General features: G+C 60.4%; 19 protein-coding genes. 12 read left to right on the forward strand and 7 right to left on the reverse strand.

The features are described 5' to 3' along the window. Positions 1-15: 15 nt before the first annotated feature. Genes ACT3UQ_RS09830 through ACT3UQ_RS09850 form a run of 5 tightly spaced genes read left to right on the forward strand, consistent with a single transcriptional unit; the run spans position 16 to position 3,887 of the window. Positions 16-804 (forward strand): enoyl-CoA hydratase/isomerase family protein, encoded by a 789-nt coding sequence (locus ACT3UQ_RS09830; RefSeq protein WP_096282937.1) that lies wholly within the window; start codon positions 16-18, stop codon positions 802-804. Positions 805-806: 2 nt separating this feature from the next. Next, positions 807-1,481 carry an alpha/beta hydrolase gene (locus ACT3UQ_RS09835; protein WP_096282938.1) on the forward strand — a complete coding sequence of 225 codons (675 nt, stop codon included), beginning with the start codon at positions 807-809 and terminating at the stop codon, positions 1,479-1,481. Continuing rightward, on the forward strand, positions 1,478-2,383 hold the full coding sequence (locus ACT3UQ_RS09840; RefSeq protein WP_308729561.1) for a carbohydrate kinase family protein: 906 nt from the start codon (positions 1,478-1,480) through the stop codon (positions 2,381-2,383). Before ACT3UQ_RS09835 ends, ACT3UQ_RS09840 begins: the two co-directional genes overlap by 4 nt. Next, positions 2,380-3,174 carry an HAD family hydrolase gene (locus ACT3UQ_RS09845; RefSeq protein WP_096282940.1) on the forward strand — a complete coding sequence of 265 codons (795 nt, stop codon included), beginning with the start codon at positions 2,380-2,382 and terminating at the stop codon, positions 3,172-3,174. Before ACT3UQ_RS09840 ends, ACT3UQ_RS09845 begins: the two co-directional genes overlap by 4 nt. After that, the gene (locus tag ACT3UQ_RS09850; protein ID WP_096282941.1) at positions 3,171-3,887 is read left to right on the forward strand and encodes a glycerophosphodiester phosphodiesterase family protein; all 717 of its coding nucleotides are present in this window, start codon (positions 3,171-3,173) and stop codon (positions 3,885-3,887) included. Before ACT3UQ_RS09845 ends, ACT3UQ_RS09850 begins: the two co-directional genes overlap by 4 nt. Here the strand turns inward: ACT3UQ_RS09850 and ACT3UQ_RS09855 are convergent. Next, positions 3,884-5,062, reverse strand: coding sequence for a mandelate racemase/muconate lactonizing enzyme family protein (locus ACT3UQ_RS09855; RefSeq protein WP_444637053.1), 1,179 nt, complete (start codon positions 5,060-5,062; stop codon positions 3,884-3,886). The two genes, ACT3UQ_RS09850 and ACT3UQ_RS09855, sit on opposite strands and share 4 nt — an antisense overlap. Before the next feature lie 303 nt (positions 5,063-5,365). Between ACT3UQ_RS09855 and ACT3UQ_RS09860 the strand changes: the two genes are divergently transcribed. The 4 genes from ACT3UQ_RS09860 (at position 5,366) to ACT3UQ_RS09875 (ending at position 9,604) form a co-directional block, all read left to right on the forward strand. Further along, complete coding sequence (locus ACT3UQ_RS09860) at positions 5,366-6,292, forward strand: carbohydrate ABC transporter permease (RefSeq protein WP_096282943.1); 927 nt, start codon at positions 5,366-5,368, stop codon at positions 6,290-6,292. Next, complete coding sequence (locus ACT3UQ_RS09865; RefSeq protein WP_096282944.1) at positions 6,285-7,259, forward strand: carbohydrate ABC transporter permease; 975 nt, start codon at positions 6,285-6,287, stop codon at positions 7,257-7,259. The genes ACT3UQ_RS09860 and ACT3UQ_RS09865 overlap by 8 nt, the downstream gene beginning before the upstream one ends. A gap of 72 nt (positions 7,260-7,331) precedes the next feature. Next, positions 7,332-8,687, forward strand: a complete 1,356-nt coding sequence (locus tag ACT3UQ_RS09870; protein ID WP_444637054.1) for a Gfo/Idh/MocA family protein — start codon at positions 7,332-7,334, stop codon at positions 8,685-8,687. 8 nt (positions 8,688-8,695) lie between these two features. Beyond that, positions 8,696-9,604 (forward strand): NAD-dependent epimerase/dehydratase family protein, encoded by a 909-nt coding sequence (locus tag ACT3UQ_RS09875; protein WP_444637055.1) that lies wholly within the window; start codon positions 8,696-8,698, stop codon positions 9,602-9,604. Positions 9,605-9,640: 36 nt separating this feature from the next. Here ACT3UQ_RS09875 and ACT3UQ_RS09880 read toward each other — a convergent pair whose 3' ends face one another. From ACT3UQ_RS09880 to ACT3UQ_RS09900, 5 genes are read right to left on the reverse strand one after another with little or no spacing between them, the layout of a single operon-like run. Beyond that, complete coding sequence (locus ACT3UQ_RS09880) at positions 9,641-10,735, reverse strand: M24 family metallopeptidase (RefSeq protein WP_105569318.1); 1,095 nt, start codon at positions 10,733-10,735, stop codon at positions 9,641-9,643. 28 nt (positions 10,736-10,763) lie between these two features. Next, the gene (locus ACT3UQ_RS09885; protein ID WP_444637056.1) at positions 10,764-12,869 is read right to left on the reverse strand and encodes a DUF6807 family protein; all 2,106 of its coding nucleotides are present in this window, start codon (positions 12,867-12,869) and stop codon (positions 10,764-10,766) included. 47 nt (positions 12,870-12,916) lie between these two features. Next, positions 12,917-13,825: a sugar phosphate isomerase/epimerase family protein gene (locus ACT3UQ_RS09890; protein WP_105554080.1), complete on the reverse strand. Its 909-nt coding sequence runs from the start codon at positions 13,823-13,825 to the stop codon at positions 12,917-12,919. After that, positions 13,822-15,078 carry a dihydrodipicolinate synthase family protein gene (locus ACT3UQ_RS09895; protein ID WP_374954786.1) on the reverse strand — a complete coding sequence of 419 codons (1,257 nt, stop codon included), beginning with the start codon at positions 15,076-15,078 and terminating at the stop codon, positions 13,822-13,824. The genes ACT3UQ_RS09890 and ACT3UQ_RS09895 overlap by 4 nt, the downstream gene beginning before the upstream one ends. Beyond that, on the reverse strand, positions 15,075-16,241 hold the full coding sequence (locus tag ACT3UQ_RS09900; RefSeq protein ID WP_444637057.1) for a Gfo/Idh/MocA family protein: 1,167 nt from the start codon (positions 16,239-16,241) through the stop codon (positions 15,075-15,077). The genes ACT3UQ_RS09895 and ACT3UQ_RS09900 overlap by 4 nt, the downstream gene beginning before the upstream one ends. Positions 16,242-16,384: 143 nt before the next feature. Here ACT3UQ_RS09900 and ACT3UQ_RS09905 point away from each other — a divergent pair, with 143 nt between their 5' ends. Both ACT3UQ_RS09905 and ACT3UQ_RS09910 read left to right on the forward strand, forming a co-directional pair. Continuing rightward, a complete protein-coding gene (locus ACT3UQ_RS09905) occupies positions 16,385-17,395 on the forward strand; it encodes a LacI family DNA-binding transcriptional regulator (protein ID WP_105554082.1) in 1,011 nt (336 codons plus the stop codon). A gap of 185 nt (positions 17,396-17,580) precedes the next feature. Next, positions 17,581-18,897 (forward strand): ABC transporter substrate-binding protein, encoded by a 1,317-nt coding sequence (locus ACT3UQ_RS09910; RefSeq protein ID WP_444637058.1) that lies wholly within the window; start codon positions 17,581-17,583, stop codon positions 18,895-18,897. 63 nt (positions 18,898-18,960) lie between these two features. Here the strand turns inward: ACT3UQ_RS09910 and ACT3UQ_RS09915 are convergent, their stop codons facing one another. Continuing rightward, positions 18,961-19,938, reverse strand: a complete 978-nt coding sequence (locus ACT3UQ_RS09915; protein WP_105554083.1) for a hypothetical protein — start codon at positions 19,936-19,938, stop codon at positions 18,961-18,963. Between the two features lie 91 nt (positions 19,939-20,029). Between ACT3UQ_RS09915 and ACT3UQ_RS09920 the strand changes: the two genes are divergently transcribed. After that, positions 20,030-23,209, forward strand: a complete 3,180-nt coding sequence (locus ACT3UQ_RS09920) for an HAD-IA family hydrolase (RefSeq protein WP_105554084.1) — start codon at positions 20,030-20,032, stop codon at positions 23,207-23,209. The last annotated feature ends 32 nt before the right edge of the window (positions 23,210-23,241 follow it).

The raw sequence follows: 23,241 nt of genomic DNA on the forward strand, positions 1-23,241 counted from the left end.
GAGAGAGTAGGCCATATGGAGCAACTCGATACCCTCAGTCTGAGCACCCAGGGCAGCGCCCTGATTATCACCATCAACCGGCCTGCCTCGATGAACGCACTGGCCCTGGAGGTCGTTGCAGACCTCGAGCGGGCCGTCGACTACCTTGAAGCCAGCGGGTTCAAGCACCGCGGAGTGGTCATCACCGGCGCGGGAGAGAAAGCCTTTGTGGCCGGGGCAAATATCGTGCAGATGAATACGATGGACGCGACTGCGGCCGAGGCCTATGGCCGACGCATGCACCAGGTCACCGAGCGGCTCGAGTCGCTGCAGTTGCCGGTGATCGCCGCGGTCAACGGATTCGCCCTGGGTGGCGGGTGCGAACTGGCCTTGGCCTGCGACTTCATCTACGCCTCGCAGAAGGCAAGTTTCGGACAGCCGGAGGTCACCCTCGGCCTGGTGCCCGGCTTCGGTGGATCGGTACGCCTGCCACGCCGCGTGGGCAATGCGATGGCCCGCGAATTGATCTTCACCGGCCGCCGGATCAAGGCCGATGAGGCACTGCGCATCGGCCTGGCTAACCGCCTGGTAGCCCCGGAAGAACTGCTGACCGAAGCCGTCGCGACCATCGAAGAGATGGCCAAGGTTTCCCCGACCGCCGTGGCGAACGCCAAGCGCGCCATGGTCAAAATGGACTCGGTCAACGTCCATGACGCTCTCGAGCTGGAGGCACAGAGCTTCCACGAGGCCTTTAACACCGCCGATTCCGTAGAGGGCCGGGCGGCCTTCGTTGAGAAACGCGCCGCGAACTTCCCCGGAAACTAGCCATGCACTACGGGGCGCATCAGGACCAATGGCTGCGCTTCTACGCGCCGCAGGAGGCCACCGCGCTCGGTGCGGTGATGATCATCCACGGCGGATATTGGCGCGAAAAGTACACCGCGCAGCTCGGTGAACCGCTGGCCTTGGATCTGGCAGCACGCGGTTTCCCCACCTACAACCTCGAATACCGGCGCGGGCCGGGCAGCGCGGCAAAAATGCTGGCCGATGCCCGGCTTGCGCTGGCATTGATCAAGGAGGAAGGCCCGATCACCCTGATCGGGCATTCCGCCGGCGGGCACCTCGCCTGCCTGCTCGCCGCCCATGAGGAGCGGGTCAGCCAGGTGATTTCGCAGGCCGGCCTGCTCGATCTGCAGCTTGCCCGGACGCTGCGGCTGAGCAACGACGCGGTCAACGAAATGCTCGGCGACTGTGATCTGTCCACGCTGAACCCCGTGGAATTATGGCCGACGGGGGCGCGTGTCGTAATCTTTCATGGACGGGCCGATGCGGATGTCCCGGTGAAAATTGCCCGGCGCGCGGCCGATCATGCGGCGGCACTCGGCCAACAACACTCCTTGCGGATTTTCGACGGCGACCATTTCACTTGGATCGATCCGTCCAGCCATCAGTGGGAGGCGTGCGTCAAGGCGCTGTACCCGCTGCACTACAAAGGAGCATGATGAACCCGACGGTCATAGGCGAGGCGCTGGTCGACGTATTGGCCTCCGGAATTGCCCCGGCGCAAGAATTTGTGGGCGGAAGCCCGCTGAACGTTGCCGTCTCACTGGCCCGCCTAGGCTACCCGGGCACCCTGATCACCCGCTGGGGGCAGGACGAAAAGGGTGCAAAAATCGAACGCTTCCTGGCGGAGAACGAGGTCAAGTACCTCGGTGGCGCGGACGACGAGCCGACGGTGATCGCCCACGGAATCCTGGACCCCGCCGGCGGCGCGACCTTCGCATTTAACGCCTTCTGGCAGATGCCCACCATCGGCCCCGAACTGGCCCAGGACTCCGAGCTGGTGCACACCGGATCCATTGCCACGCTCTTCAGCCCCGACGAGCTGCTCCCCTTGCTGGCAGCCGCCCGGAGCCACGCCACCATCAGCTACGACCCGAACCTGCGCCCCTCGCTGGTGACCAACCACGCCCAAACTGTTGCCGAGGTGGAGCAATTCGTGGGCCAGGCGGATGTCGTTCGGGTTTCGGGGATCGACCTGAAATGGCTCTACCCGATGCGTACGGTGCACGAGTCGGCCCGCGCCTGGTTGGCTATGGGTCCGGCGATCGTCGTGGCAACCGCCGGGTCGGGCGGCTCCTGGGGAGTGGTGCGCGCGGGCGAATCGGAACACACCGCACAGGCCGTCGAGGTCACGGACACCGTGGGCGCCGGGGACACCTTCACCGCCGCCCTGCTGTGCTGGCTGGCCGAACATGGGCTGATCGGCGCGTCGAACCGTGAAAGGCTGGCCCGGCTTGCGGTGGATCAGCTCGACCAGGCCCTGGATTTTGCCGCCCGCGCGGCGTCGGTCACCGTGGGACGCGCCGGCGCGAACCCGCCGAGCCGCGAGGAGCTTTCATGATCAAGCTGATCGCCTCGGATCTCGACGGGACCATCGTGGCGCGCGATGGCAGCATCAGCGACCGCACCCGTCGCGCCTTCTTGGACGCCCGCGAGGCCGGAATTCATATCGTCTTCGTCACCGGCCGGCCGTTCCGCTGGCTCACCCCCATCATCGAGGCCTTCGGCGGGATGGGGACGGTGATCTGTTCCAATGGGGCCGTGCTCTATGACCTAGAGCAAGACCGCGTGATCTGGTCCCGCACGCTCAGCTCGGCCACCGCCAGAATGGCGGCCGAAATTATTCTGAAGCATGAACCGGACGCCGCCTTTGCGGCCGAGACCACTCGCGGATTGCACCTGGGCGAAAATTTTGCCGAACGCCACCGGACCCTTGGCAGCCAGTCGGTATTGGATCTAGACTCGGAAGCCATCGACCAGGAAGGCATCGTGAAGTTTTTGGCCCGCTCCAAAACGTTGCCCATCGATGAGTTCTACGCTGCCGTCGCCCCGGAACTGGAAAAGCTTCTTTCGGTCACTCACTCGGCATTCGATGTTTCGCTGCTGGAAATGGCCCACGTCGACATCCACAAGGCCACCACTCTCGATGTGTACTGCCGCGAGCTGGGCATTACCGCCGATGAAGTCATGGCCTTTGGGGATATGCCCAACGACCTCGAGATGCTCGAATACGCAGGCCACGGTTATGCGATGGCCTCGGGCCACCCGCTGGCCTTGGCCACCGCGCAGCACACCGCGGACACCCTCGAGGCAGACGGAGTCGCGCAGGTCATCGAGGATCTGCTGAAATGACCTACGCTTTCACGCACCGCGGCGTCCGGCGAGACGGCGAAGAGAATACGCTGATCGCCTTCCAGCGCGCGTGGGACCTGGGCATTACGCACTTGGAAACGGATGTGCGAGCCTCCAAGGACGGCACCGTTTACGCCTTCCACGACCAGAACCTGGACCGGGTGACGGATGCGACCGGGCCGCTGGGCGAGCGCACCGACGAAGAACTTGCTTCGGTGCGTGCAGGCGGGCAGCCGTTGTGCACGCTCGCCGAATTATTGCGCAATTTTCCCGATGCGTTGGTGAATATCGACGTCAAGGACGAGGCGGTGATCGCGCCGCTTGCCCTTTTGATCGAAGAGCTGGGCTGCCACCGGCAGATCGCCTTGGCCTCATTTGATAGCTCGCGCAGTGCCGCGGTGCAGCATCTCATTGCTACGGAAATGAAACGTTCCCCCGGTATTCGTGAGACGGCGTTGATCTGGTTGTGCGCCATGGTTCTGGGCCGCGTGCCTAAACGGCTGATTAAGGACTTCTGGGCCGTGCAGGTGCCCCTCAAACAAGGATTTCTGCCGGTGGTTACCTCGCGTTTTATCCGTGCGGTCCACGGCGCGCGGGTGCAGGTTCATGTGTGGGTCATCAATGATGAGCCGAGCATGCGAATGCTGATCGAGAAGAACGTGGATGCAATTATTAGCGACGAGGCCGAACTGCTGGTCAAAGTGCTCGGTTAGTTCAGCAACACGCGTTTGACCAGATACTTCTCCAGAACCTGCGCATCTGGTTCGAAGCCCAGGCCGGGGGCGTGCGGCAGCTGGATCGCTCCGTCCCCATTCATGGCTGATTGATGCGGAGCGTGCAGCGGGTGCAAGGTATGCGCCCATCTCACAAACGGAATCTCCAACTCTGGAAGCGGGGTCCCGTTGGTGAGAACCTGGGGTGGATCGAGCGCCAGAATTTGAGCGCTCGCAAGTAGCGCAGGCCCGTAATAGAAGTTGTGCGGCACCACCGGAACGCCGAGCCGCTTGCCCGCCTGGCGGATCTCAAGCATTCCCGAGATGCCACCGATTTTGCCGACGCTCGGTTGCGCAAAGCTGAGCGCACTGGACTCCATGGCTGAGATGAGCCCGGCAACTCCCGAGTGGTTCTCCCCGGCGGAAATGTTCGCGAAACGGGCGTTGAGCTCACGAAGCGCCGTCGTGGAATCGGGAGGAAAGACGGGTTCCTCAACCCAGAGCAGATCGAGTGCTTCAAACTGTGCGATGGCCTGCGCGGCACCGTCCTGATCCCAAGCGCAGTTGACGTCGACCATGAGCGCCGAGCTGCCAATGCTCTGGCGGGCTGCTGCGATGGCCTCGCGGCTGGATTCATGCAGTTTGAAGGCCGTAAATCCCAGGCTTTGCGCCTGCTTTACGTGGGATGAAACTTCATCCGGATCTTCGGCGTAATGCACCAGGGAGGCGTAGGCGCGGATCTGGTCTCGCGAGCCGGGCTCAATGTACTCACGCAAGGTCGCTCCGGCTTGTTGTGCCTCGAGGTCCCACAACGCGATGTCCATAGCCGAGAGCGCGTAATGCACCGGTCCGGTCCGCCCAAAGGCATGAAATGCATACTCGGCCGCGGGTATGGAATTGGCGATCCCGGTTTCTCTGCCGATAAAAAATGGGCCGACGATCTCTTGCAGCGCCGCCCATGTGGCGGGGTTCGATTTGTGGCCAAAGGCTTCACCCCATCCGGTAAGCCCGTTTTTGGTACTGACCTTGACCATCAGGGATTCCATGTGTGTGAAATTTCGCGACGATGCATTGAACGTATCGATTGATTCCACATCGGAATCTTCGAGTTCTTGGCGCCCGGCCTCGAAAGGCATGGAAATCAGAAGCAGTTCAATAGACTGAATGTAATCCATTAAGTTCTCGTTGACTTGAGTCAATGCATCAATCTTTCATTTTCTCTGGGGGATTTTCCGGCTTGGCAAGGTGCGGGGCATGAGCCTTTGGTGAATTGTGGAACCGTTCACTGAATTGCTGCGCTCAATGTGGTTGACCTCACGTTGGTTTTTAGTTTAGCGTGGGGGAATACGCTTTGGAAAGCGCATTCCTAACTATTAGTTATTCAGCTTCTCTAGGAAGCATCAAACCGAGGAGTCAGCCATGTTGGTCCACACTCGCCAGGGGTCCCAACGCACCCCTTCGAACGAGGGCGTTGGTCAATGAGTGCCATTGCTGAATTATCAAGACTTAGCAAGACCAAAGGCCGCAAGGCTCCCGCCAAAGACAACAAGGCCGGCCACCTCTTCTTGCTGCCGTGGACTATCGGGCTGTTCCTGATCACGCTGGGCCCGATGGCAATGTCCCTGTACTTGTCATTTACGGACTACAACCTCTTGCAGGCCCCGGAATTCGTCGGCATGGACAACATCGAACGGATGTTCAGCGACGAGCGGCTGCACAATTCGCTGCGCGTGACGTTTACCTATGTACTGGTCGGCGTTCCGCTCCAGCTCGGCGTCGCGCTCGGCGTCGCCATGCTGTTGGATCGCGGAATGCGCGGGTTGTCCTTCTACCGCTCGATCTTCTACCTGCCCTCGATGCTCGGCTCATCCGTAGCCATCGCGGTGCTATGGAAGCAGATCTTTGGAACTACCGGGCTGGTTAACCAGCTCCTGGGACTCGTGGGCATCGAAGGCATGGGCTGGATCTCCGATCCGAGCACGTCACTGAGCAGCCTCATTCTGCTCAACGTGTGGACCTTCGGCTCGCCGATGGTGATCTTCCTGGCGGGTCTGCGCCAGATCCCTGCGATGTACTACGAAGCCGCTTCGATCGACGGGGCCACCAAATGGCGCCAATTTGTCAGCATCACTCTTCCGATGCTGAGCCCGATCATTTTCTTCAACCTCGTACTGCAGGTGATTGGAGCCTTCCAGAACTTCACTCAGGCATTCATCGTCTCCAATGGTTCTGGCGGACCGGCGGATTCAACAATGTTCTTTACCTTGTACCTCTACCAGCAGGGCTTCAAGCAGTTTGACATGGGCTACGCCTCGGCGATGGCTTGGCTATTGGTCCTGATCGTCGGTGGTTTCACAGCACTGAACTTCTTCGTTTCTAAGTATTGGGTGTTCTACGATGACTAATCAGACTTCAACTTCGCGCGAGGAACTAGACGCGAATAAATTGACGGCACTTGACGAAGAAGCGCTGTTCGGGGGTCGGCCCCCCGTGGGCGGAACCGATTCCAAGGGGAAAAAAGTCAAGGGCCACCGCCCCAGCGCACGAACCCGCGCACGTGCGATCATCAAGCACACCATTTTGATTCTGGCCGCGCTGATCATGATCTACCCGCTGCTCTGGATGATTGCCAGTTCCTTCAGGCCAAACGATCTGATCTTCCGCGAAGCCGGTCTGGTGATCTCGAGCGTGGAATGGGAGAACTATCCCAACGGTTGGAGCGCACTGTCGGAACCATTCAGCAAATACCTGATGAACTCGGCCATCGTCGTGCTCGGTTGCATCCTAGGAAATCTGGTTTCTTGTTCGATGGCGGCCTATGCCTTCGCCCGCCTGGAGTTTAAGTTCAAGAAGATCATGTTCGTGCTCATGCTGATGACCATCATGCTTCCCATTCACGTCATCATCGTTCCGCAGTACATCATGTTCTCGCAGATCGGTTGGGTCAACACCTTCTGGCCTATCATCGTTCCGAAACTACTAGCCACTGACGCATTTTTCATCTTCCTGATGATTCAGTTCATCCGTGGCATTCCCAAGGACATGGATGAAGCCGCGCGCATCGATGGCGCGGGCCACCCACGCATCTTCTTGCAGGTGATCTTGCCATTGATGGTGCCGGCATTGGCTACCACCGCGATCTTCACCTTCATCTGGACCTGGAGCGACTTCTTCACCTCGCTGATCTACCTGACAAATCCAAGTAACTACACGGTTCAGGTGGCGTTGAATGCCTTCATCGACTCGACCGGCGAATCGAACTGGGGAGCGTTGTTCGCAATGTCGATCATTACTCTCGTACCCGTTTTCTTGGCCTTCCTCTTCGGCCAGAAGTTCCTGATCAAGGGCATCGCCACTACCGGCATCAAATAACCACAAGGGATGGGCTCGGCTGAAACGTTCGAGCCCATCCGCTGGTCAACGATTTCTTAAGGACCCACCCAGATGACTGCACCTAACCGTACCCGGTACGTACTAATCGGCACCGGAAACCGTTGCGAAATGTACCTCACCGCGATCCTGGGCGAGCACAGCGACGTCGCCGAGCTCGTGGCACTATCCGATCCAAACCCCGGGCGGATCGAGTACTACCAAGACGTTGTGGAACAGACGTTCGGGCAGCGCCTGGATGCCTTTGATCCGGCGCAACTGGCCGACTATGTTGCCGAGCACGAGATTAACCGGGTGATCATCACCAGTCCGGACTACACCCACGCAGACCTCGTTTGCGCCGCGCTCCGTGCCGGTGCTGATGTGATTGTTGAAAAGCCGCTGACCATCGACGCTGCAAGCACCACGCGTATCGCGGCGGCGGTTGCGGAAACCGGCCGAGAAGTCATCGTCACCTTCAACTACCGCTACTCACCGCGCAATACCGCGTTGAAGAAGGCCATCGATGACGGATTAATCGGCGAGGTAACCTCCATCGACTTCAGTTGGGTGCTCGACACCGTGCATGGTGCCGACTATTTCCGCCGCTGGCACCGGATCAAGGAGAACTCCGGCGGTCTGCTGGTGCATAAATCAAGTCACCATTTCGACCTTGTGAACTGGTGGTTGTCCGATACCCCGCAACGGGTCTTTGCGGCCGGAGGGTTGAAATTCTACGGCCCGGATAATGCCGCACGGCGCGGGCAGCAGGCCAGTGAACGTGGAACCCACGAACACAGCGAGGCAGATCCCTTCGACCTGGATCTACGCAGCGACCTTCGCCTGGAGAAGCTGTACTTGGATAGCGAACATCATGACGGATACCGCCGCGACCAAGGAGTATTCGCAGGCGAGATCGGGATTGAGGATAATCTGGCGTTGACGGTGGAGTACGAAGGCGGCCCGGTGCTGTCCTACTCTCTGAATGCGCACAGCCCCTGGGAGGGGTACCGGGTGGCAGTCAACGGCACCGCAGGACGCCTGGAATTGGATGTGGTCGAGCGAGCAGCGGTGCTTCCTGCCGCAGGGGGAAATCCCGTGGATCCGTCCTTCTCGGACGACGGACAGAATACCGCGGTGCGCTCCAAGGGGGAGAAGCTTGTCCTCCAGCGCCACTGGGGGCCGGCCGAGGAACTGGAAATCATCAACGGGGAAGGTTCGCACGGCGGCGGGGATGCACTGCTGCTGGAGGAGCTCTTCCGCGGCACCACAGTCGACAGGTATTCACGGCAGGCCGGATTCCTCGATGGAGCGCGAGCTATCGCCGTGGGAATCTGCGGCAACCAATCCCTGGAATCTGGTCAAGCGGTAGCCGTAGAACAGGCCGGACTTGGTGTTAACTTATCCCTCGTGGAACGGGTTCAGGTGTAATCGGAAAAATGAACGAGAAAGTTATTATCACTGGCGGATCAGGCCGTCTAGGTCGTGCTGTCGTAGCCGGATTTGCCCATGCGGGGCACCATGTTGTGTCCTTGGACCGAACCCTTCCCGAGGATCCTCTGGACGATGTCGACTACCGAAGCGTGGACCTCTTGGATGCCGCAGCCACTTGTGCATTGTTCAAGGAAGCCACCCCGCAGGCGGTAGTCTCCCTAGCGGCCATGGCGGTGCCCTTTATGGCGCCGGAGGAAGTGCTGCTGCGCACCAACGCAACGATCGCTCACAACGTCACCTCAGCCGCCGTGGAATCCGGGGCAACCCGCGTGGTCCTGGCTTCCAGCCCATCGATCATGGGCTACGGATCCCCGGGCGGCTGGAAGCCTGGCAAGCTGCCGCTGGACGAGACCGAAACCCCGCGCCCGTGGCACGCGTACGGCCTTTCCAAATACGTTGCCGAACAGATCGGGGCAATGTTCGCCGCAAAGATGGGCCCAGCAAGCACGGTCAAGTTCGCCTCCTTCCGGCCTTGCTATGTCATTGCCGAAGAGGAATGGGCTGGTGCCATAACGCAGCAGGGGCACACCGTGGCCGAACGCTTGGCCGATCCTAAACTTTCGGCTCCGGCGTTGTTCAACTACGTGGACGCCCGGGATGTCACGGATTTTCTGCTCTTGCTGCTGGAACGCTTTGACCGAGTGGAGAATGGTTCGGTCTTCTTTGTGGGGGCCAAGGACGCCATGGCTACCTCCCCATTGTCGGAGCTCATCCCGGAAATCTATCCAGAGCTGGCGGAGCTGGCGGCCAACCTGACCGGGGATTCTCCGGCTTTCAGTATCGAGAAGGCTCGAAGCGTCATCGGCTGGGAGCCAAAGCGCAGCTGGAGAACCGAATTGAAACAACTGGTCTAACCGGTCCTGCGGGAGCCCACCTCTCGCTCTGCGGTTTCAGCGCGCCAACACTGCGGGGCGATCCAAATTGCCTACCCGAATCACCGGCCACCGGGGATCGACGCTGAGTACTTCCACGGTTGGCTTACCGCCATGCTCGATGAGCAGGACGGTATCCTCAACTTTAAAGGTCATGGCGTCCTGTACCGCACTGGGATTCCACGCGAAAGCCTGATTCGCGCGGATGAGGTCGGTAGCATCTGGGGTCAGGCGAGGATCTCTGCCGTTGTAACCGGCAATCCCACCTTGATGATGGTTCTGCCATTCTTGGGGATCGAACCCATGCAGAGGATACGCGGCCTGAACGACGGGGAGCATCGATCTTAGTTCGGTGCCCGGTTGCAAGGATCTGAAAATCTCGTGCTCCACCTGAAGAATCGCGTGCTCTGCTTCCAGCTCTCCGGGCAACGGGTCGCCAAAACGGACCCACCGGGTGACATTGGCGATCAATCCACCGCGGCGAACGCAGAGTACCGCCATGGCTTTGCGCCCAAGCAGGGCCTTTGTGGGCAGGGGGTGGCGGAATGCCGAGCGAGAATCCCCGCAGACCAATGCCACCAGCACTTCGCCGCCGAGGCTGATTGCTGCGGCACTGAGCCTGGCAGCAATATCCCGTTCGGAGTCTTCGGGGCTCGCCTCACCGAGCACTTGCGTGAAAATCCCGGCGACAGCCACACAGAGACCTCGGTACCTGCTGACCTCGGCGTCGCATAGAACGGTACGCAAGCCTCGCAGCTGCACCTCCACTCGGGCCTCGGACAAGACCTCCAGTCCACGCACCTCTGGGCACCATGCCGCATAGTCGTCGAGTGACTCGTACCAGTCCAGAATGTGCAACCGGGCCTCGGGGACTTTGCGCAGTTCTTCGGCAAGCAAGCGGTCCGCTTCGCTCAGCGGCGTGGCGATCTCACAACCTTCGCGGTGCACCAACACACGCAGTGCCGGAGGACTCGCCAGCGAAACATGGGTTCGAGCGCCGGCTAGGTACCACGACAGCGACCCCGCGGTGGACAGCAAGATAGCGTCCGCGCCCAGCTCGTCGAGCAGATCCACCAGCTGGGCATGCTTGAGGTTATATTCATTGAGGGGCATACTTCTCCTGCCGAGATGGAGTAGGAAGTTATTCTTGATTGAACGTTTCGGCCAGCTGGGCACTTTGCTGCTTGGAGAGTGCTCCGTCAACGACCAGAATCCGAACCTTGCGGCTGGCCAAGGCGCTTGGCTCCAGAATCACCGGGCTATCCCACGCCAGCGATGCGCCGATGCCGGGATATCCCGAGTACCGAACAAACCATGGGTCATGCGCTGTGGAACAGAAGATGAGCGTTGCGGCCCCATGGCCCAGGTCGCGGGAATTCAATCCCACCGAATCGGCGGAAAAAACTGCGCTAAATGCCAGCCAATCACTGGTGGAGCCATGCACGGCCGATTCACCGGAGGCATTTGCTGTATAGATTTCGCCCCGATGCACGGCCGGCAGGCGCCAGAAGAATCCGCCATAGCCGCCCTGGTCCCGCCCGTTGGAACCAGGAGACCCCAGCGATACCTGCTGGTCGCGCGCTTGCAGGGCAAACTCAAAGTCCAATGACCAGCCTCGGATTTGCAACCGTTCAAAAGCCTCCGCTCGAACGGTACGGTATTCATCAAGGAGCACTTGTCCATGGTGGTCAACCCATTCAAGATGCGAAGTGACAGCGGAATTGGATTCGTTGAATTCCTCGCAGACGGCGCGAATGTGCCCATGGTCAGCTTTCCAGAGATAACGCCCAGCTGAGCGCGTGTAGGTTCGTCCGCCCCAGAAATTGGTTCCATTTACATCCTGCAGCGCGACTCCCAGACCGAGATGCCAGGTGTGGTCCAGGGGTTGCTGGTCACTGACGGTGACACCGTCGAGCGTGCGCAGCTGATCAAGGAATGGGCGTGGTGAGTTTGTCGGGGCAATGTCCGTTCCGGTGCGTAGCCGCGCAACCTCCACGGGATCGCCACTGATCGGATGGGCGATCTGGAGAGTTCCGCTAGTGGGTGCCGGCTTGGCCCACGGGGCTCCTAGGGAAGAGAACGCAGTTTGCGCGGCCACCGCGCGGTCAATGAACCTTTCGATGTCTGGAACCACCGGATGATATTCTCCATCTTCGCCTACGCCATAAACCTCGCTGCGGCAGATCGCTTGCGGATCGGGTGAGGTCCGCACCTGTTCGAGGACTTTCATGAACGCTCCGGCATTTTCCAAGGGGCACAGCAGTTTTGGCGCTGCGCCGCTTCGCACATCCACAAGATTTTCGAGCAGGTTAACTCGACCGAAGCTGCGGATATATTCTTCACCGCCGAGATCCGGGTTGGGGCGAACCACCAGCTCGTCTCGTGTGTAGTACAGGGTTGCTTGACCTTCGGTCCCGTAGACGGTGACCCACGGGTCGCGTTGCTCGGCCGCGCACACGGTTAACGCGGCAGTCACCGGGATCCCCTTCACCGTGCGCAGGCAGAGCACCGAGGTGTCATCGGCTTCGATATCATGGGCGTGGTAAAGCTCGGTGGAAAGTGCGGCGACATCCTCGGCTCGGCGTGCCCCGGCAATGTGCAGGGCACTCATCACCGCGTGGGCCAGCGGATTGGTGATGACCCCGTCGGCAATGTGGATGCCATCCAGGACTCGGTGGCCGGCCCAAGGCGCCCGATCATAATACCCCTGAGTGCGCAGCCAGGTACCGGAGGCACCGACGGCGCGCAACTCGCCGATGGGTGAATCACGCGCATCATCAACAAAAAACTCCTCGAGAGCCGCTAAAGCCAAGGAGCCAACTGCCTGAAAACCGACCTGCACCCGGCCTCCGGCCTCCCGGGCAGCAGAAAGCAGTTCCTGGTATTGCGCGAAGGTAGCCGTAGGAGGCTTCTCCAGGTACAGATCGGCGCCGGTCATAAGTGCCTTGAGCGCCAGTTCGTGGTGGGTGTTGATTGGCGTCGAAACAATGATGATATCCGGGCTGATATCGGAGTCGATCAACGCATCAAGGGAGGCGAATATGGGGGTATCTTCGCCGCGGATGTCCGGCCCCGGATCGTCGGGGCCGGCACCGGCCACAAAATTGGCTTTACCCAGCGCAACGAGGCGGTGGATGTTCAGCAGGTGCTGGCGTCCGAACCCGTTCAGCCCAATTAGCGCGATCCCCGGTACTCTGTGATCCGGCGCATCCGTTGTCGTGGCACCTTGCTGCGATAAGTCGGTCATACCCGTCCTTGGTTAACGTCGTTGACTAAGTGAAATAAGGATACGAGCTAGTTGGCGGTGCTCGCCTCCAGCACCCCTGAAGCTTCATTGAGGTGCGGGAGCACTAGCTGCTCGTAACGCTCTTTCATGGTGCGAATGGTCAGCTCCGCGGCTTGATTATTAACTTCTTCGTTGAAGATCTCCACCTCAACGGGACCGCGGTATCCGGCTTGGGCGACCCAGCGGGAAATGGAAGCGAACTCAATGTATCCATCGCCCATCATGCCCCGTGACTGCAGGGCATCGCGGGCGATCGGGAGGTTGAAGTCGCAGATCTGGTAGCTTGCCAGTCGACCCTCGTGACCGGCCCGCTGAATTTGAGCTTGAAGCTGGGGATCCCAGAATACGTGGAAGGTATCCACCACGACACCCACGGCCGAAGTCGGGTAGGGAGTGGCCAAGTCCAGGGCCTGGCCCAAGGTGGAGAGCACCGCGCGGTCGGCCACGTACATGGGGTGCAGGGCCTCGAGAACCAGCCGCACGCCATGTTCGGCGGCGTAGGGAACCAATTCCCCCAGGGCCTTGGCGACGCGGTCGCGGGCCGCAACAATGTTTTTGTCGGCCCCGTCCCCCTGGCCACCGAGGATATGCGCGGCGGCGGGAAGCCCGCCCACAACCATGATCAGCTCGTTGGCGCCGATGATGGCAGCCTCGCGGATCGCTTCGCGGTTCGATTCCAACGCTTCGCTTCGCCCCGCAGCCGAATTGCTGGTCAGGAAACCGCCGCGGCACAGCGTGCTTGCCTTCAACCCGGCGCCGGCGATGATCTTCGCCGCCGGTCCTGCCCCGCCCACGTCGCTAATGAGGTGGCGCCAGGGACCAATATGGCTCAGGCCCGCCTCGGCCGCTGCCTGCACTGCTTCGCGCAGATTCAGCCGAGGTGTAGTGCCGGTGTTCAGTGCCAGTTCGAAGCTCATGCGACTCCAGTCAGAGTTGGGACGGGGGAGAACACGCCATTAATTTCCAATAGCTGTTTCAGGCGTTCAGCGGCTAGCTCGGGATTCAGCAACAGACCGGCCTGATCGGCCAGGACAAACGTGCGCACCAGATGCAGAATTGAGCGGCCGGCATGCAGTCCGCCGACCATTTGGAAACCGGCTTGGTGCCCGTTGAGCCAGGAAAGGAAGGCGATTCCGGTCTTGTAGTAGAACGTCGGTGCGGAGAAAATATGCAGTCCCAGATCCCGAGTGGAATCCAGGATGGTGCGTGCCCGCTGTCCATCTCCCGCGTCGAAGGCCTGAAGCGCGGTCGAGGCCGCCGGATAGATTGCAGCGAAGATGCCTAGCAGGGCATCGGAGTGCCTGGTGCCGTCGCCTTGGATAAGTTCCGGGTAGTTGAAGTCGTCACCGGTGTAGAGCCGGACACCCTGTGGCAGCCGTGCGCGCAAATACTTTTCATGCTCGGCATCCAAAAGCGAAACCTTGACGCCATCGATCTTGGCCGCATGGTTCTCCACCAGGCTGGCGAAGGTGGCGGTTGCCGTCTCGATATCGGTGTCCCCCCAGTAGCCAGCCAGCGCGGGATCAAACATTTCCCCGAGCCAATGCAGAATCACCGGTTTGGTGGCGGCTTCCAGCAGGGTGCCGTAGACGTTCAGGTAGTCTTCGGACGATTCGGCGGCGCGGACCAGCGCCCGCGAACACATCAAAATGACCTTCGCCCCGGACTCTTCGACGAGTCCCAGCATCTCCAAATAGGAGTCTGTGACCCGGGCCAAGTCGCCGGCCTGCACGCTGAGCGGATCCAGCTGGTCGGTGCCGACTCCGCAGGCCAGCAGGTCTCGCACGCTACGCCCGGTCAGCGCCGGATAGCTATTGCTGGCAACTACCCTTGCCGCTTCGGCGGCGGAACGTTGAATGAGTTCCCTGGTCGCCGCGTAGTCCAGGCCCATGCCACGTTGAGCGGTGTCCATGGCATCGGCGACGCCTAAACCGTAGGACCACAGTTCGTGGCGGTAATCCAAGGTTGCTTCCCAGTCCAAGGCGGCCGGTGCCCCCGGGGTGTTATCGGCGGTCATCAGCGGAATTACGTGGGCCGCAGCGTAGACCTTGCGTGTGCTGATCGGTGCGGTGGGGCGGCGAAAATCTCCGGGGCCGGAGAGCGTGTAGCTGTAGGGTTCCCCGTGCTCGTTGGGCAGGATGATTGTCGGTTGTGCTTGTTGCTGGCTCACAGGGTGATCTCCGGGATGTCGATGGTGCGCCGTTCGGCGCTGGACTGCAGGCCCAGCTCGGCAAGCTGCACGCCACGAGCGGCCGACAGCAAGCCGTAGCGGTGTTCGCGCCCGGCCACGACATCGGCCAGGAATTCTTCCCACTGCAATTTGAACCCGTTGTCCAGATCCGCGTTGGCCGGCACTTCCAGCCACTGATCGCGGAAGGATTCGGTGACCGGAAGGTCCGGGTTCCAGACCGGCTTGGGTGTGTTGGCTCGCTGTTGGGCGACGCATTTGTTCAGACCTGCCACCGCGGATCCGTGAGTTCCGTCGATCTGGAACTCAACGAGCTCGTCGCGATAGACACGCACCGCCCAGGAGGAGTTGATCTGGGCAACAACTTGATCTCCGGCAGGAGTTTCAAGTTCAAAGATTCCGTAGGCTGCGTCGTCCGCGGTTGCCTCGTAGGGCGCACCCTTTTCATCCCACCGGGTGGGGATGTGAGTTGCGGTTTTGGAGGTAACTGATTTGACCTTGCCGATGATGCCTTCGAGGACGTAGTTCCAGTGGCAGTACATGTCGGTGGTCATCGATCCGCCATCGGCCAGCCGGTAGTTCCATGACGGACGTTGGGCTTCCTGGATTTCGCCTTCGAAGACCCAGTAACCGAATTCTCCGCGCAGGGACAGGATCCGGCCAAAGAAGCCCTCGTCGACAAGCCGGCGCAGTTTGACCAAGCCTGGCAGGTACAACTTGTCGTGCACTACGCCGGCGGTAATGCCCTTGCTCTTGGCTTGGCGCGCCAGGTCTACCGCTTCGGTAAGGGTTTCGGCGGTCGGTTTTTCGGTGAAGATGTGCTTACCGGCTGTGATGGCCTTGGACAGGGTGTCGTAGCGCAGCGACGTCATCGAGGCGTCAAAGACGATGTCGATGGAGTCGTCGTTGATTAGCGAGTCGAGGTCGGTGGAGTAGTGCTCAACGTTGTGGAGCTGGGCCAGTTCCTTGAGTTTCGCCTCGTTGCGGCCAACGAGAATTGGCTCGACGGTCACCTTGGAACCGTCGGGCAAGGTAATTCCTCCCTGATCACGGATCGGCAGGATGGAGCGGAGCAGGTGCTGCCGATAGCCCATGCGGCCGGTGATGCCACTCATGGCGATGCGAAGTACTCGTGGTTCTGTCATGGGGGTGCTCCTCGTGCAAGGGATTGTTAAGAAAGGAATTGGGAATGCGCTTTCCACGATAGTGTTGCCCAATTAGTGTGTCAACCATCTCCGTTCAGGGAGATAAGCTTGTTCAAAATTGCAATGGGTGATAAGGATTTCATGTGGCTATTCGACTAACTGACGTGGCTAATGAAGCCGGAGTTTCATTGGCAACCGCATCGCGCGTACTGAACGGGTCGGCGCGCAAGCCTGCCGAGGAAATCTCCCTCCGAGTTCGTGCGGCGGCAGAGAAATTGGGATATTTCCCCAACGCTCAGGCGCAAGCGCTTGCCCGATCCTCGACTAAGCTGGTGGGCCTCGTGGTGCACGACATTGCCGACCCGTATTTCTCGTCCATTGCCCGCGGGGTGCAGCGCGGGCTGGACGCCAGTGGCATCCAACTGCTGCTGACTAGTACTGGCGCGGAACATGACCGGGAAATAGCTGCCGTTCGCGCCTTCATGTCGCACCGGACCGACGCTATTATCATTTCTGGAACCCGGCGCTTGAGCGGCGATCAGGAGCTCATGGAATTGCTGGAAAGCTACCAGGGCAACGGTGGCCAAGTGGCGATGATTGGGCAAACCTTTCCCGCAACGGGCGGAATTCAGGTCGATAACGCCGGGACCGCTAGCGACCTGGCCGGGGAACTGCTCAAAGCCGGTCATCGCCGTTTTGTCGTTTTGGCCGGCAACCCGAACTTGGTGACCGCGAAACATCGTGCCGACGGGTTTGTGTCCAAGCTTGAGCGCTCCGGCGTGCCGGTTGAGGAAGTGCTCCACGGAGCTTTCTCGCGCGAGGGGGGTTATTTGGTCATGAGCGACTACTTGCGAGGGTATCAATCCACCGAAAACACCGGTCCGGTCTGCGTCTTCTGCGTATCTGACGTCATGGCGCTGGGGGCGATTCGCGCAATTCGCGAGCACGGCTTGCGGATTCCCGACGATATTGCGATTGCCGGCTTCGACGACATCCCAACGCTGATTGATGTCACCCCGTCGGTGTCTACCGCCCGCCTTCCGCTCGAAGAAATGGGCCGCATGGCCGGCGAGATGGTTCTCGCGCATAGTGATTCGAAGCTGCTGGTTGTTTCGGGAACCCCGGTTTTGCGGGAAAGCACCGAGAGCCGTTGATCCGTCGATACCTTTTTGGAATCATTCGATTCAAAGGTGTCATCGACATATTCCCACTTCGATCTTGACTCGTGAGCTGAATCACATCTAGATTACTTGGGAAGCGCTTTCCATTCGCGTCGGCGCACAGGTGTCTCGACACTGAGTAAACCCTCGCGAGTTCTCGCCCATCCAAGGAGGAGTCCATGAACAATCAACAACGGTCCGAAGGCATGCGTCGCATTGCCGGTCAGCGACTAACCAAGTCCCTTGCCATAGCTGCAGTCGCAGCGCTGGCATTGACGGGGTGCGGCGGAGGCGGGAACGCGGCTGACAGCGCCGATGGAAAGGTGAGTTTGCGATTCGCCTGGTGGGGTTCGGACTCAAGGGCGCAGGCTACCAACGAGATCATCGAGGCCTTCGAGGCAGAGAATCCAAATATCGACGTTCAGGGCGAGTATTCGGACTGGAGCGGATATTGGGACAAGCTCGCTACCCAAGTCGCCTCGAATGATGCCCCGGATATTATCCAGATGGACGACAAGTACCTTCGCGAATACGCCGACCGTGGCGCGCTTCTCGATCTTGACGGTGTTGACGTCTCCAACTTTGAAGAGGTTTCCGTTTCCAACGGCACCACCGAAGATGGATTGGTTGGCATTACGACGGGAATTAACTCGTTTACATTGACCGCAAACCCCAAGGTTTTGAAGGAAGCTGGGCTGGATATCCCGGACGACAAGACTTGGACATGGGACGATTATCGCGAAATCACCAAAACCGTTAGCGAAAAAGCCGAAGGGAAATACGGTTCCGAGGCGCCGAATGAACCCGCTGGATTGCAGTCCTGGCTGAGGCAATCGGATAAGCACTTAACCACTGAATCCGGAGAGCTTGGATTGACCGTTGAGGATCTGGCCGGCTATTTCCAGCACCACCAGGACTTGCTGGATAGCGGATCCTATCCAGTGGCCTCGGTTCTAGCCGAGAATCAGAATGCCGGGCCTGATCGTTCCATGACCGGTACCGGCACTTCGGCCTTTGGCATGTGGTGGAGCAACCAGCTCGGTTCACTTTCCGCAGCGGCAGGCGTTGATCTGGTGCCCCTGCGCCTGCCTAGCTCCACGGGCGAAGCCGAAGACAACGGGCTTTGGTACAAGTCATCGATGATGATGTCCGGGTACAGCAAGTCCAAGCATCCCGAAGAGGTCAAGAAGTTCATTGACTTCATGGTGAATTCCGAAGAAGCTGGCGAGCTGAACAAAATGGACCGCGGGCTGCCGGCCAACACTGAGATTCGCGACTTGGTAGTGTCCGACCTTGAGCCAATCGAGGCCGCTTCAGCGGAGTTCGTCACCGGAATTGAAACTGAGCTGGCAGGGTCTGAACCAATTCCACCCATGGGATTCAGCAAGATCCAAGACATTTTGTACCGCTACGAGATGGAAATCTTCTTCAAGCGGCAGTCGCCGCAAGATGCGGCAACCAACGCGTTGAACGAGATGCGCTCTGCCGTTGAATAGCAAACACACGGTTTGATCTGAATATAAGTCTGGCGGGGAATGTTTATTTCCCCGCCAGGCTTTTTAGTTTATAAACAGTGTGTCCAAGACAGATGCGGCGTTTTCCTGCAGATGCTCATCGTCCGCGTCAAGCAGCAGCCGCAACCAAGTCTCATGCTGGGATAGCGGAGCCACTAGGCATGCGGGGGCGACTAAGTCATAGAGCTCGTCGGCGCTGCCGTATGCGGCGAACTCACCTAGGTAGGCGCCCAGGGCACGCATAACACGCTCGTCGTCGGTCCGGCATTTCCACGACTGGGTCATTGCCGCCAGTGGGGCCGCCAGCGAAGAAAACGGATGAGCCCAGTGGGCCGTCGCAAAGTTCGTGATCCGCGCATGCTGGCCCTTTTCCGAGGGCACCACCGTCTGCGCCAAATCGAAGGCGCCATGTTCCAGGCTCAGCGGGATGGGACCGCGATGCAAGGCTTCGCAGGCGTCGGAAAGGGTCTTTAGTTGGCCATGCAAAGCGTCGGCCTGTTGCGGGTCCAAATGCAACGGATGGTTTGCCTCGAGAGAAACATGCATGGTCAATGCCTGCTCAAACTGTTCTGGGAGGAACTGCGGATCCACCACCGGCATGCCGACGTCGAAGAAGGCCTCTTCGTTGCCCATCAAAGCCACCTGGAAGGAGCCGAGTGAGGCAAGCGCCAGCTGCCAGTTCTCGGCGCTGTCGCCCAAATCCGCCAGGGTGTGACCAAAATCGGGGGAGAGCATATAGCCGGCCATGCGGTCGATTGCCAGCGGCATCACCACACGTTCGGGCTGCAGTCCGCCGGCGGTAATCGTCACCGCTGCCTCAGCTGCCAATCCCGGCGCATTCGCCTTAAACACCAGATCGGCTGCGTCGGTCCCAACCAGCGCCGAAACCTGGTCCAAGGAGGCCGGCCAAAAATCCGGTCCCGCGACACGCTCGATGCCGTAGGCCGCGCAGGCCTCATCGATCCAATAGGCGGCAGACTCACGCCATTGGTCGCTATTCCATTCATCTATCCACTGAGCCACAATCCCAATCGTAGTATGTCGATGCAAGCGGGATCACTTGCTACCGTTGGGTCTACGGCCAATAATTGCTCCTCGACGAAGGATTTCGATCGTGAACGCTACACGCCCGACGTACCGCCACCGTGATTTCAAGGCCGTCCTTTTTGATTTGGATGGTGTTCTCACACCTACCGCGCTATTGCACCGTGCGGCTTGGAAAGAATTATTTACCGGATTCTTCGCTCAAGAACACCCGGGCGTGCCGCCCTATACCGATCCGGACTATTTCGAGCTACTCGACGGCAGGCCACGCTATGAGGGCGTCGGCGCCGTACTCGAGTCCCGGGGAATAGCACTGCCCTGGGGAGACCCGAAGGACCCTGCGGGATACACCTCGGTGTGCGCGCTGGGAAATCTGAAGAATTCGGTTTTCACCACGGTGCTGGAGCGTGATGGGATTGCGCCCTATTCCGGGTCCAGCAACTACCTGCAACAGGTCCTGGAGGCAGGGCTGGATGTAGCCGTGGTCTCCTCATCACGCAATGCCCGCTCGGTACTGGAAGCCGCGGGGCTGGAAAGGTTCTTCACCACCATCATGGGCGGGCACGAGGCAGCGGCACGCGAGCTGCCTGGCAAGCCATCGCCCGCCACGTTCTTGGCGACCGCCAAGGACCTCGGTTGGCGCCCCGAAGAGTGCGTGGTCATCGAGGATGCCACCAGCGGCGTGCAAGCCGCCCAGGAAGGCGGCTTCATGGTCGTCGGGGTGGCACGTGAAGACAATGAGCAGCAGCTATTGGATGCCGGTGCGCTCTTTGTGGTCCAGGACCTCAGCGAGTTGGTTTCAGCCTCCGCGGTTAAGGCCTGGAACTTTGACCCCTGGTCCATCACTCGGGAAGCCGAACGCGATGAGACGGGCGCCCAAGACACGGTCTTCGCCCTGGGCAACGGCTTCCTTGGCGCTCGTTCGGCCCAGGTGGGCCTGGGCGAGCAAGTCGCCGGGACTTTCCTCAACGGGCTGCACGAAACCTGGCAGATCCGCCACGCAGAAAGCGCGTTCGGGCTTGCCGAAACCGGGCAGACGATGATCAGCGCCCCAGATTTCCGGACCCTGCGTGTGTTCATCAACGACGAGGCGCTGGAGGTGGGGCGAACCGAAATGCTCCGCGATGACTTGCGCTTGGACTTCCGCGAGGGGACGTTGATTTCACAGACCCTGTGGCGCACCGCAGAAGGCCATCGGGTGGCGGTCACGGCACGGACCATGATTTCCTTCAGCGACCGGCATCTGGCGCTCCAAGATCTGCATGTGCGCCTGCTCGACGGACCGGCACATGTGCTGGTCCAGTCCTCGGTGATCGGCTATCGCTCCGAACCGGAGGTGTCTTCTCCGGCCGATCTCGACGCGGGCCAGGACCCGCGCAAGTCCGACGAGTCCTCGGATAATCCTTTGCACCCGGCCGGCCAGATAGCGGAAGGAACCCGTCTTGGGCTTTCCTACACCGTGGCGGGATCCAATATGTCCGTGTCGGCAGTCGTGGAACACCTGGTGAATACCACCGGTGGTGCCAGCGCCCAGATTCAAACGGAGCGTTCGGCGAAGCCCGATCGTGCCGACGAGGTTTCAAGCGCGAACCTCGAAGCGGGACAGGGGCTGCGCGTGGCCAAGTTCGCGGCCTACCACTCCTCGCGCCGGCACCCGGCCAAAGAAATGCTGCAGCGTTCGAGCCGCGCGCTGAATCATCTGGTGCCCCGGGGGATCGACGAGCACTTCCGGGAGCAGCGCGCATTTATGAAGGATTACTGGCAGCGCAGCGACGTCTTGGTGGACAGCGACGATCCGAGCCTGCAGCGCAAGATCCGCTGGAACCTCTTCCAGCTCGCCCAGGCCTCGGCCCGCGCCGACGGTTTGGGGATCAGCGCCAAGGGAGTCAGCGGCAACGGATATTCCGGACACTACTTCTGGGATACCGAAATCTATGTGATGCCGTTTTTGACCTACACGAACCAGCAGTGGGCCAGAAATACGCTCCGCGCGCGGATCTCGACGATCCCGGCGGCGACGCGCCGGGCACGCATCATGAACGAGGAGGGGCTGCTTTTCCCTTGGCGCACCATTAACGGCGAGGAAGCCAGCGCGTACTACCCGGCGGGTACCGCGCAATATCACATCAACGCCGACGTGGTGTATTCGCTCAACCGCTACCTCGATGCCGCCTGCGATGACGAGTTCCTCGAGGCGGGCGCCGCAGAAATTCTTGTCGGAACCGCCCGGATGTGGGCCTCTTTGGGCTTCTGGCGCGGTTCCGGGGATCAGCGGAGCTTCCACATCCACGGGGTAACCGGGCCGGATGAGTACACCGCGGTGGTCAACGACAATACCTACACCAATGTGATGGCGCGCTTCAACCTGCGTCGTTCGGCGCAGCTGATCCGCGAGCTGGCCGCCCGGCGCCCGCAGTTCTATGCCGAGCTGGCCGAGCGGATGGGGATAGATTCAGCGGAGATCTCCACCTGGCAGCTGGCGGCCGAACGAATCCATATCCCGTATTCGAAGGCCGTGGGAATCCACCCGCAGGACGAGCATTTCCTGAATCGCGAGGTCTGGGATCTCGAGGCCAGCGGCCCGGATAAACGTCCGCTGCTGCTGCATTACCACCCGTTGGTGATTTACCGCTTCCAGGTCATCAAGCAGGCCGATACGGTGCTGGCGCTATGGCTGCGTTCCAGCGATTTCACCGCCGAGCAGAAACTCGCCGATTTCAACTACTATGACCCATTGACCACCGGGGACTCGACCCTGTCGGCCACCGTGCAGTCGATCCTTGCGGCCGAGGTCGGCTACCGGGACCTGGCCTTCGACTACTTCGAACATGCGTTGAATGTCGACCTTGAAAACCTCCATGGAAATACCGCCGACGGGGTGCATGTGGCGTCCACCGGTGGGGTGTGGGCCGCGCTGGTCAACGGCTTCGCGGGGCTGCGCGACGATGACCAGCGGTTGCATTTCGACCCGCGGCTGCCCGAGCGCTTCAGATCCCTGCGATTCCAGCTGGCCTATAACGGTGCGGTGATCAAGGTGCTGCTCGACGCCAGCGGAATCGAATTCTCGCTCACCGGCCAGGGGCCGCAAAGTCTCTGGGTGCGCGGGGAGGAGATCGTGCTGCAGACCGGCCAGCGCCACCGGGTGGCCCTGCGCGATCAGGGGCCGCAGCTCTCCGGGCGTCCGAGCCTAGAACATGTGCTCTCGCTGCAACGAGAGGCCGGTGCCGAGGTGCCTAACAAGCCCTGGTAGCCAAGACACGTCGGGGGGGGCCCCCCAGGGGG

Source organism: Glutamicibacter sp. AOP12-B1-11 (genome assembly GCF_052379245.1).
In the GTDB taxonomy this organism is placed as follows: Bacteria; Actinomycetota; Actinomycetes; order Actinomycetales; family Micrococcaceae; genus Glutamicibacter.

Excerpts from the sequence above, each read along its gene's own strand:
- ACT3UQ_RS09910 (WP_444637058.1), top strand. The coding sequence starts at position 17,581 with ATGAACAATCAACAACGGTCCGAAGGCATGCGTCGCATTGCCGGTCAG.
- ACT3UQ_RS09875 (WP_444637055.1), top strand. The coding sequence starts at position 8,696 with ATGAACGAGAAAGTTATTATCACTGGCGGATCAGGCCGTCTAGGTCGT.
- ACT3UQ_RS09870 (WP_444637054.1), top strand. The coding sequence starts at position 7,332 with ATGACTGCACCTAACCGTACCCGGTACGTACTAATCGGCACCGGAAAC.
- ACT3UQ_RS09900 (WP_444637057.1), bottom strand. The coding sequence starts at position 16,241 with ATGACAGAACCACGAGTACTTCGCATCGCCATGAGTGGCATCACCGGC.
- ACT3UQ_RS09860 (WP_096282943.1), top strand. The coding sequence starts at position 5,366 with ATGAGTGCCATTGCTGAATTATCAAGACTTAGCAAGACCAAAGGCCGC.
- ACT3UQ_RS09840 (WP_308729561.1), top strand. The coding sequence starts at position 1,478 with ATGATGAACCCGACGGTCATAGGCGAGGCGCTGGTCGACGTATTGGCC.
- ACT3UQ_RS09865 (WP_096282944.1), top strand. The coding sequence starts at position 6,285 with ATGACTAATCAGACTTCAACTTCGCGCGAGGAACTAGACGCGAATAAA.
- ACT3UQ_RS09855 (WP_444637053.1), bottom strand. The coding sequence starts at position 5,062 with ATGGATTACATTCAGTCTATTGAACTGCTTCTGATTTCCATGCCTTTC.
- ACT3UQ_RS09880 (WP_105569318.1), bottom strand. The coding sequence starts at position 10,735 with ATGCCCCTCAATGAATATAACCTCAAGCATGCCCAGCTGGTGGATCTG.
- ACT3UQ_RS09845 (WP_096282940.1), top strand. The coding sequence starts at position 2,380 with ATGATCAAGCTGATCGCCTCGGATCTCGACGGGACCATCGTGGCGCGC.
- ACT3UQ_RS09850 (WP_096282941.1), top strand. The coding sequence starts at position 3,171 with ATGACCTACGCTTTCACGCACCGCGGCGTCCGGCGAGACGGCGAAGAG.
- ACT3UQ_RS09830 (WP_096282937.1), top strand. The coding sequence starts at position 16 with ATGGAGCAACTCGATACCCTCAGTCTGAGCACCCAGGGCAGCGCCCTG.
- ACT3UQ_RS09835 (WP_096282938.1), top strand. The coding sequence starts at position 807 with ATGCACTACGGGGCGCATCAGGACCAATGGCTGCGCTTCTACGCGCCG.
- ACT3UQ_RS09890 (WP_105554080.1), bottom strand. The coding sequence starts at position 13,825 with ATGAGCTTCGAACTGGCACTGAACACCGGCACTACACCTCGGCTGAAT.
- ACT3UQ_RS09885 (WP_444637056.1), bottom strand. The coding sequence starts at position 12,869 with ATGACCGACTTATCGCAGCAAGGTGCCACGACAACGGATGCGCCGGAT.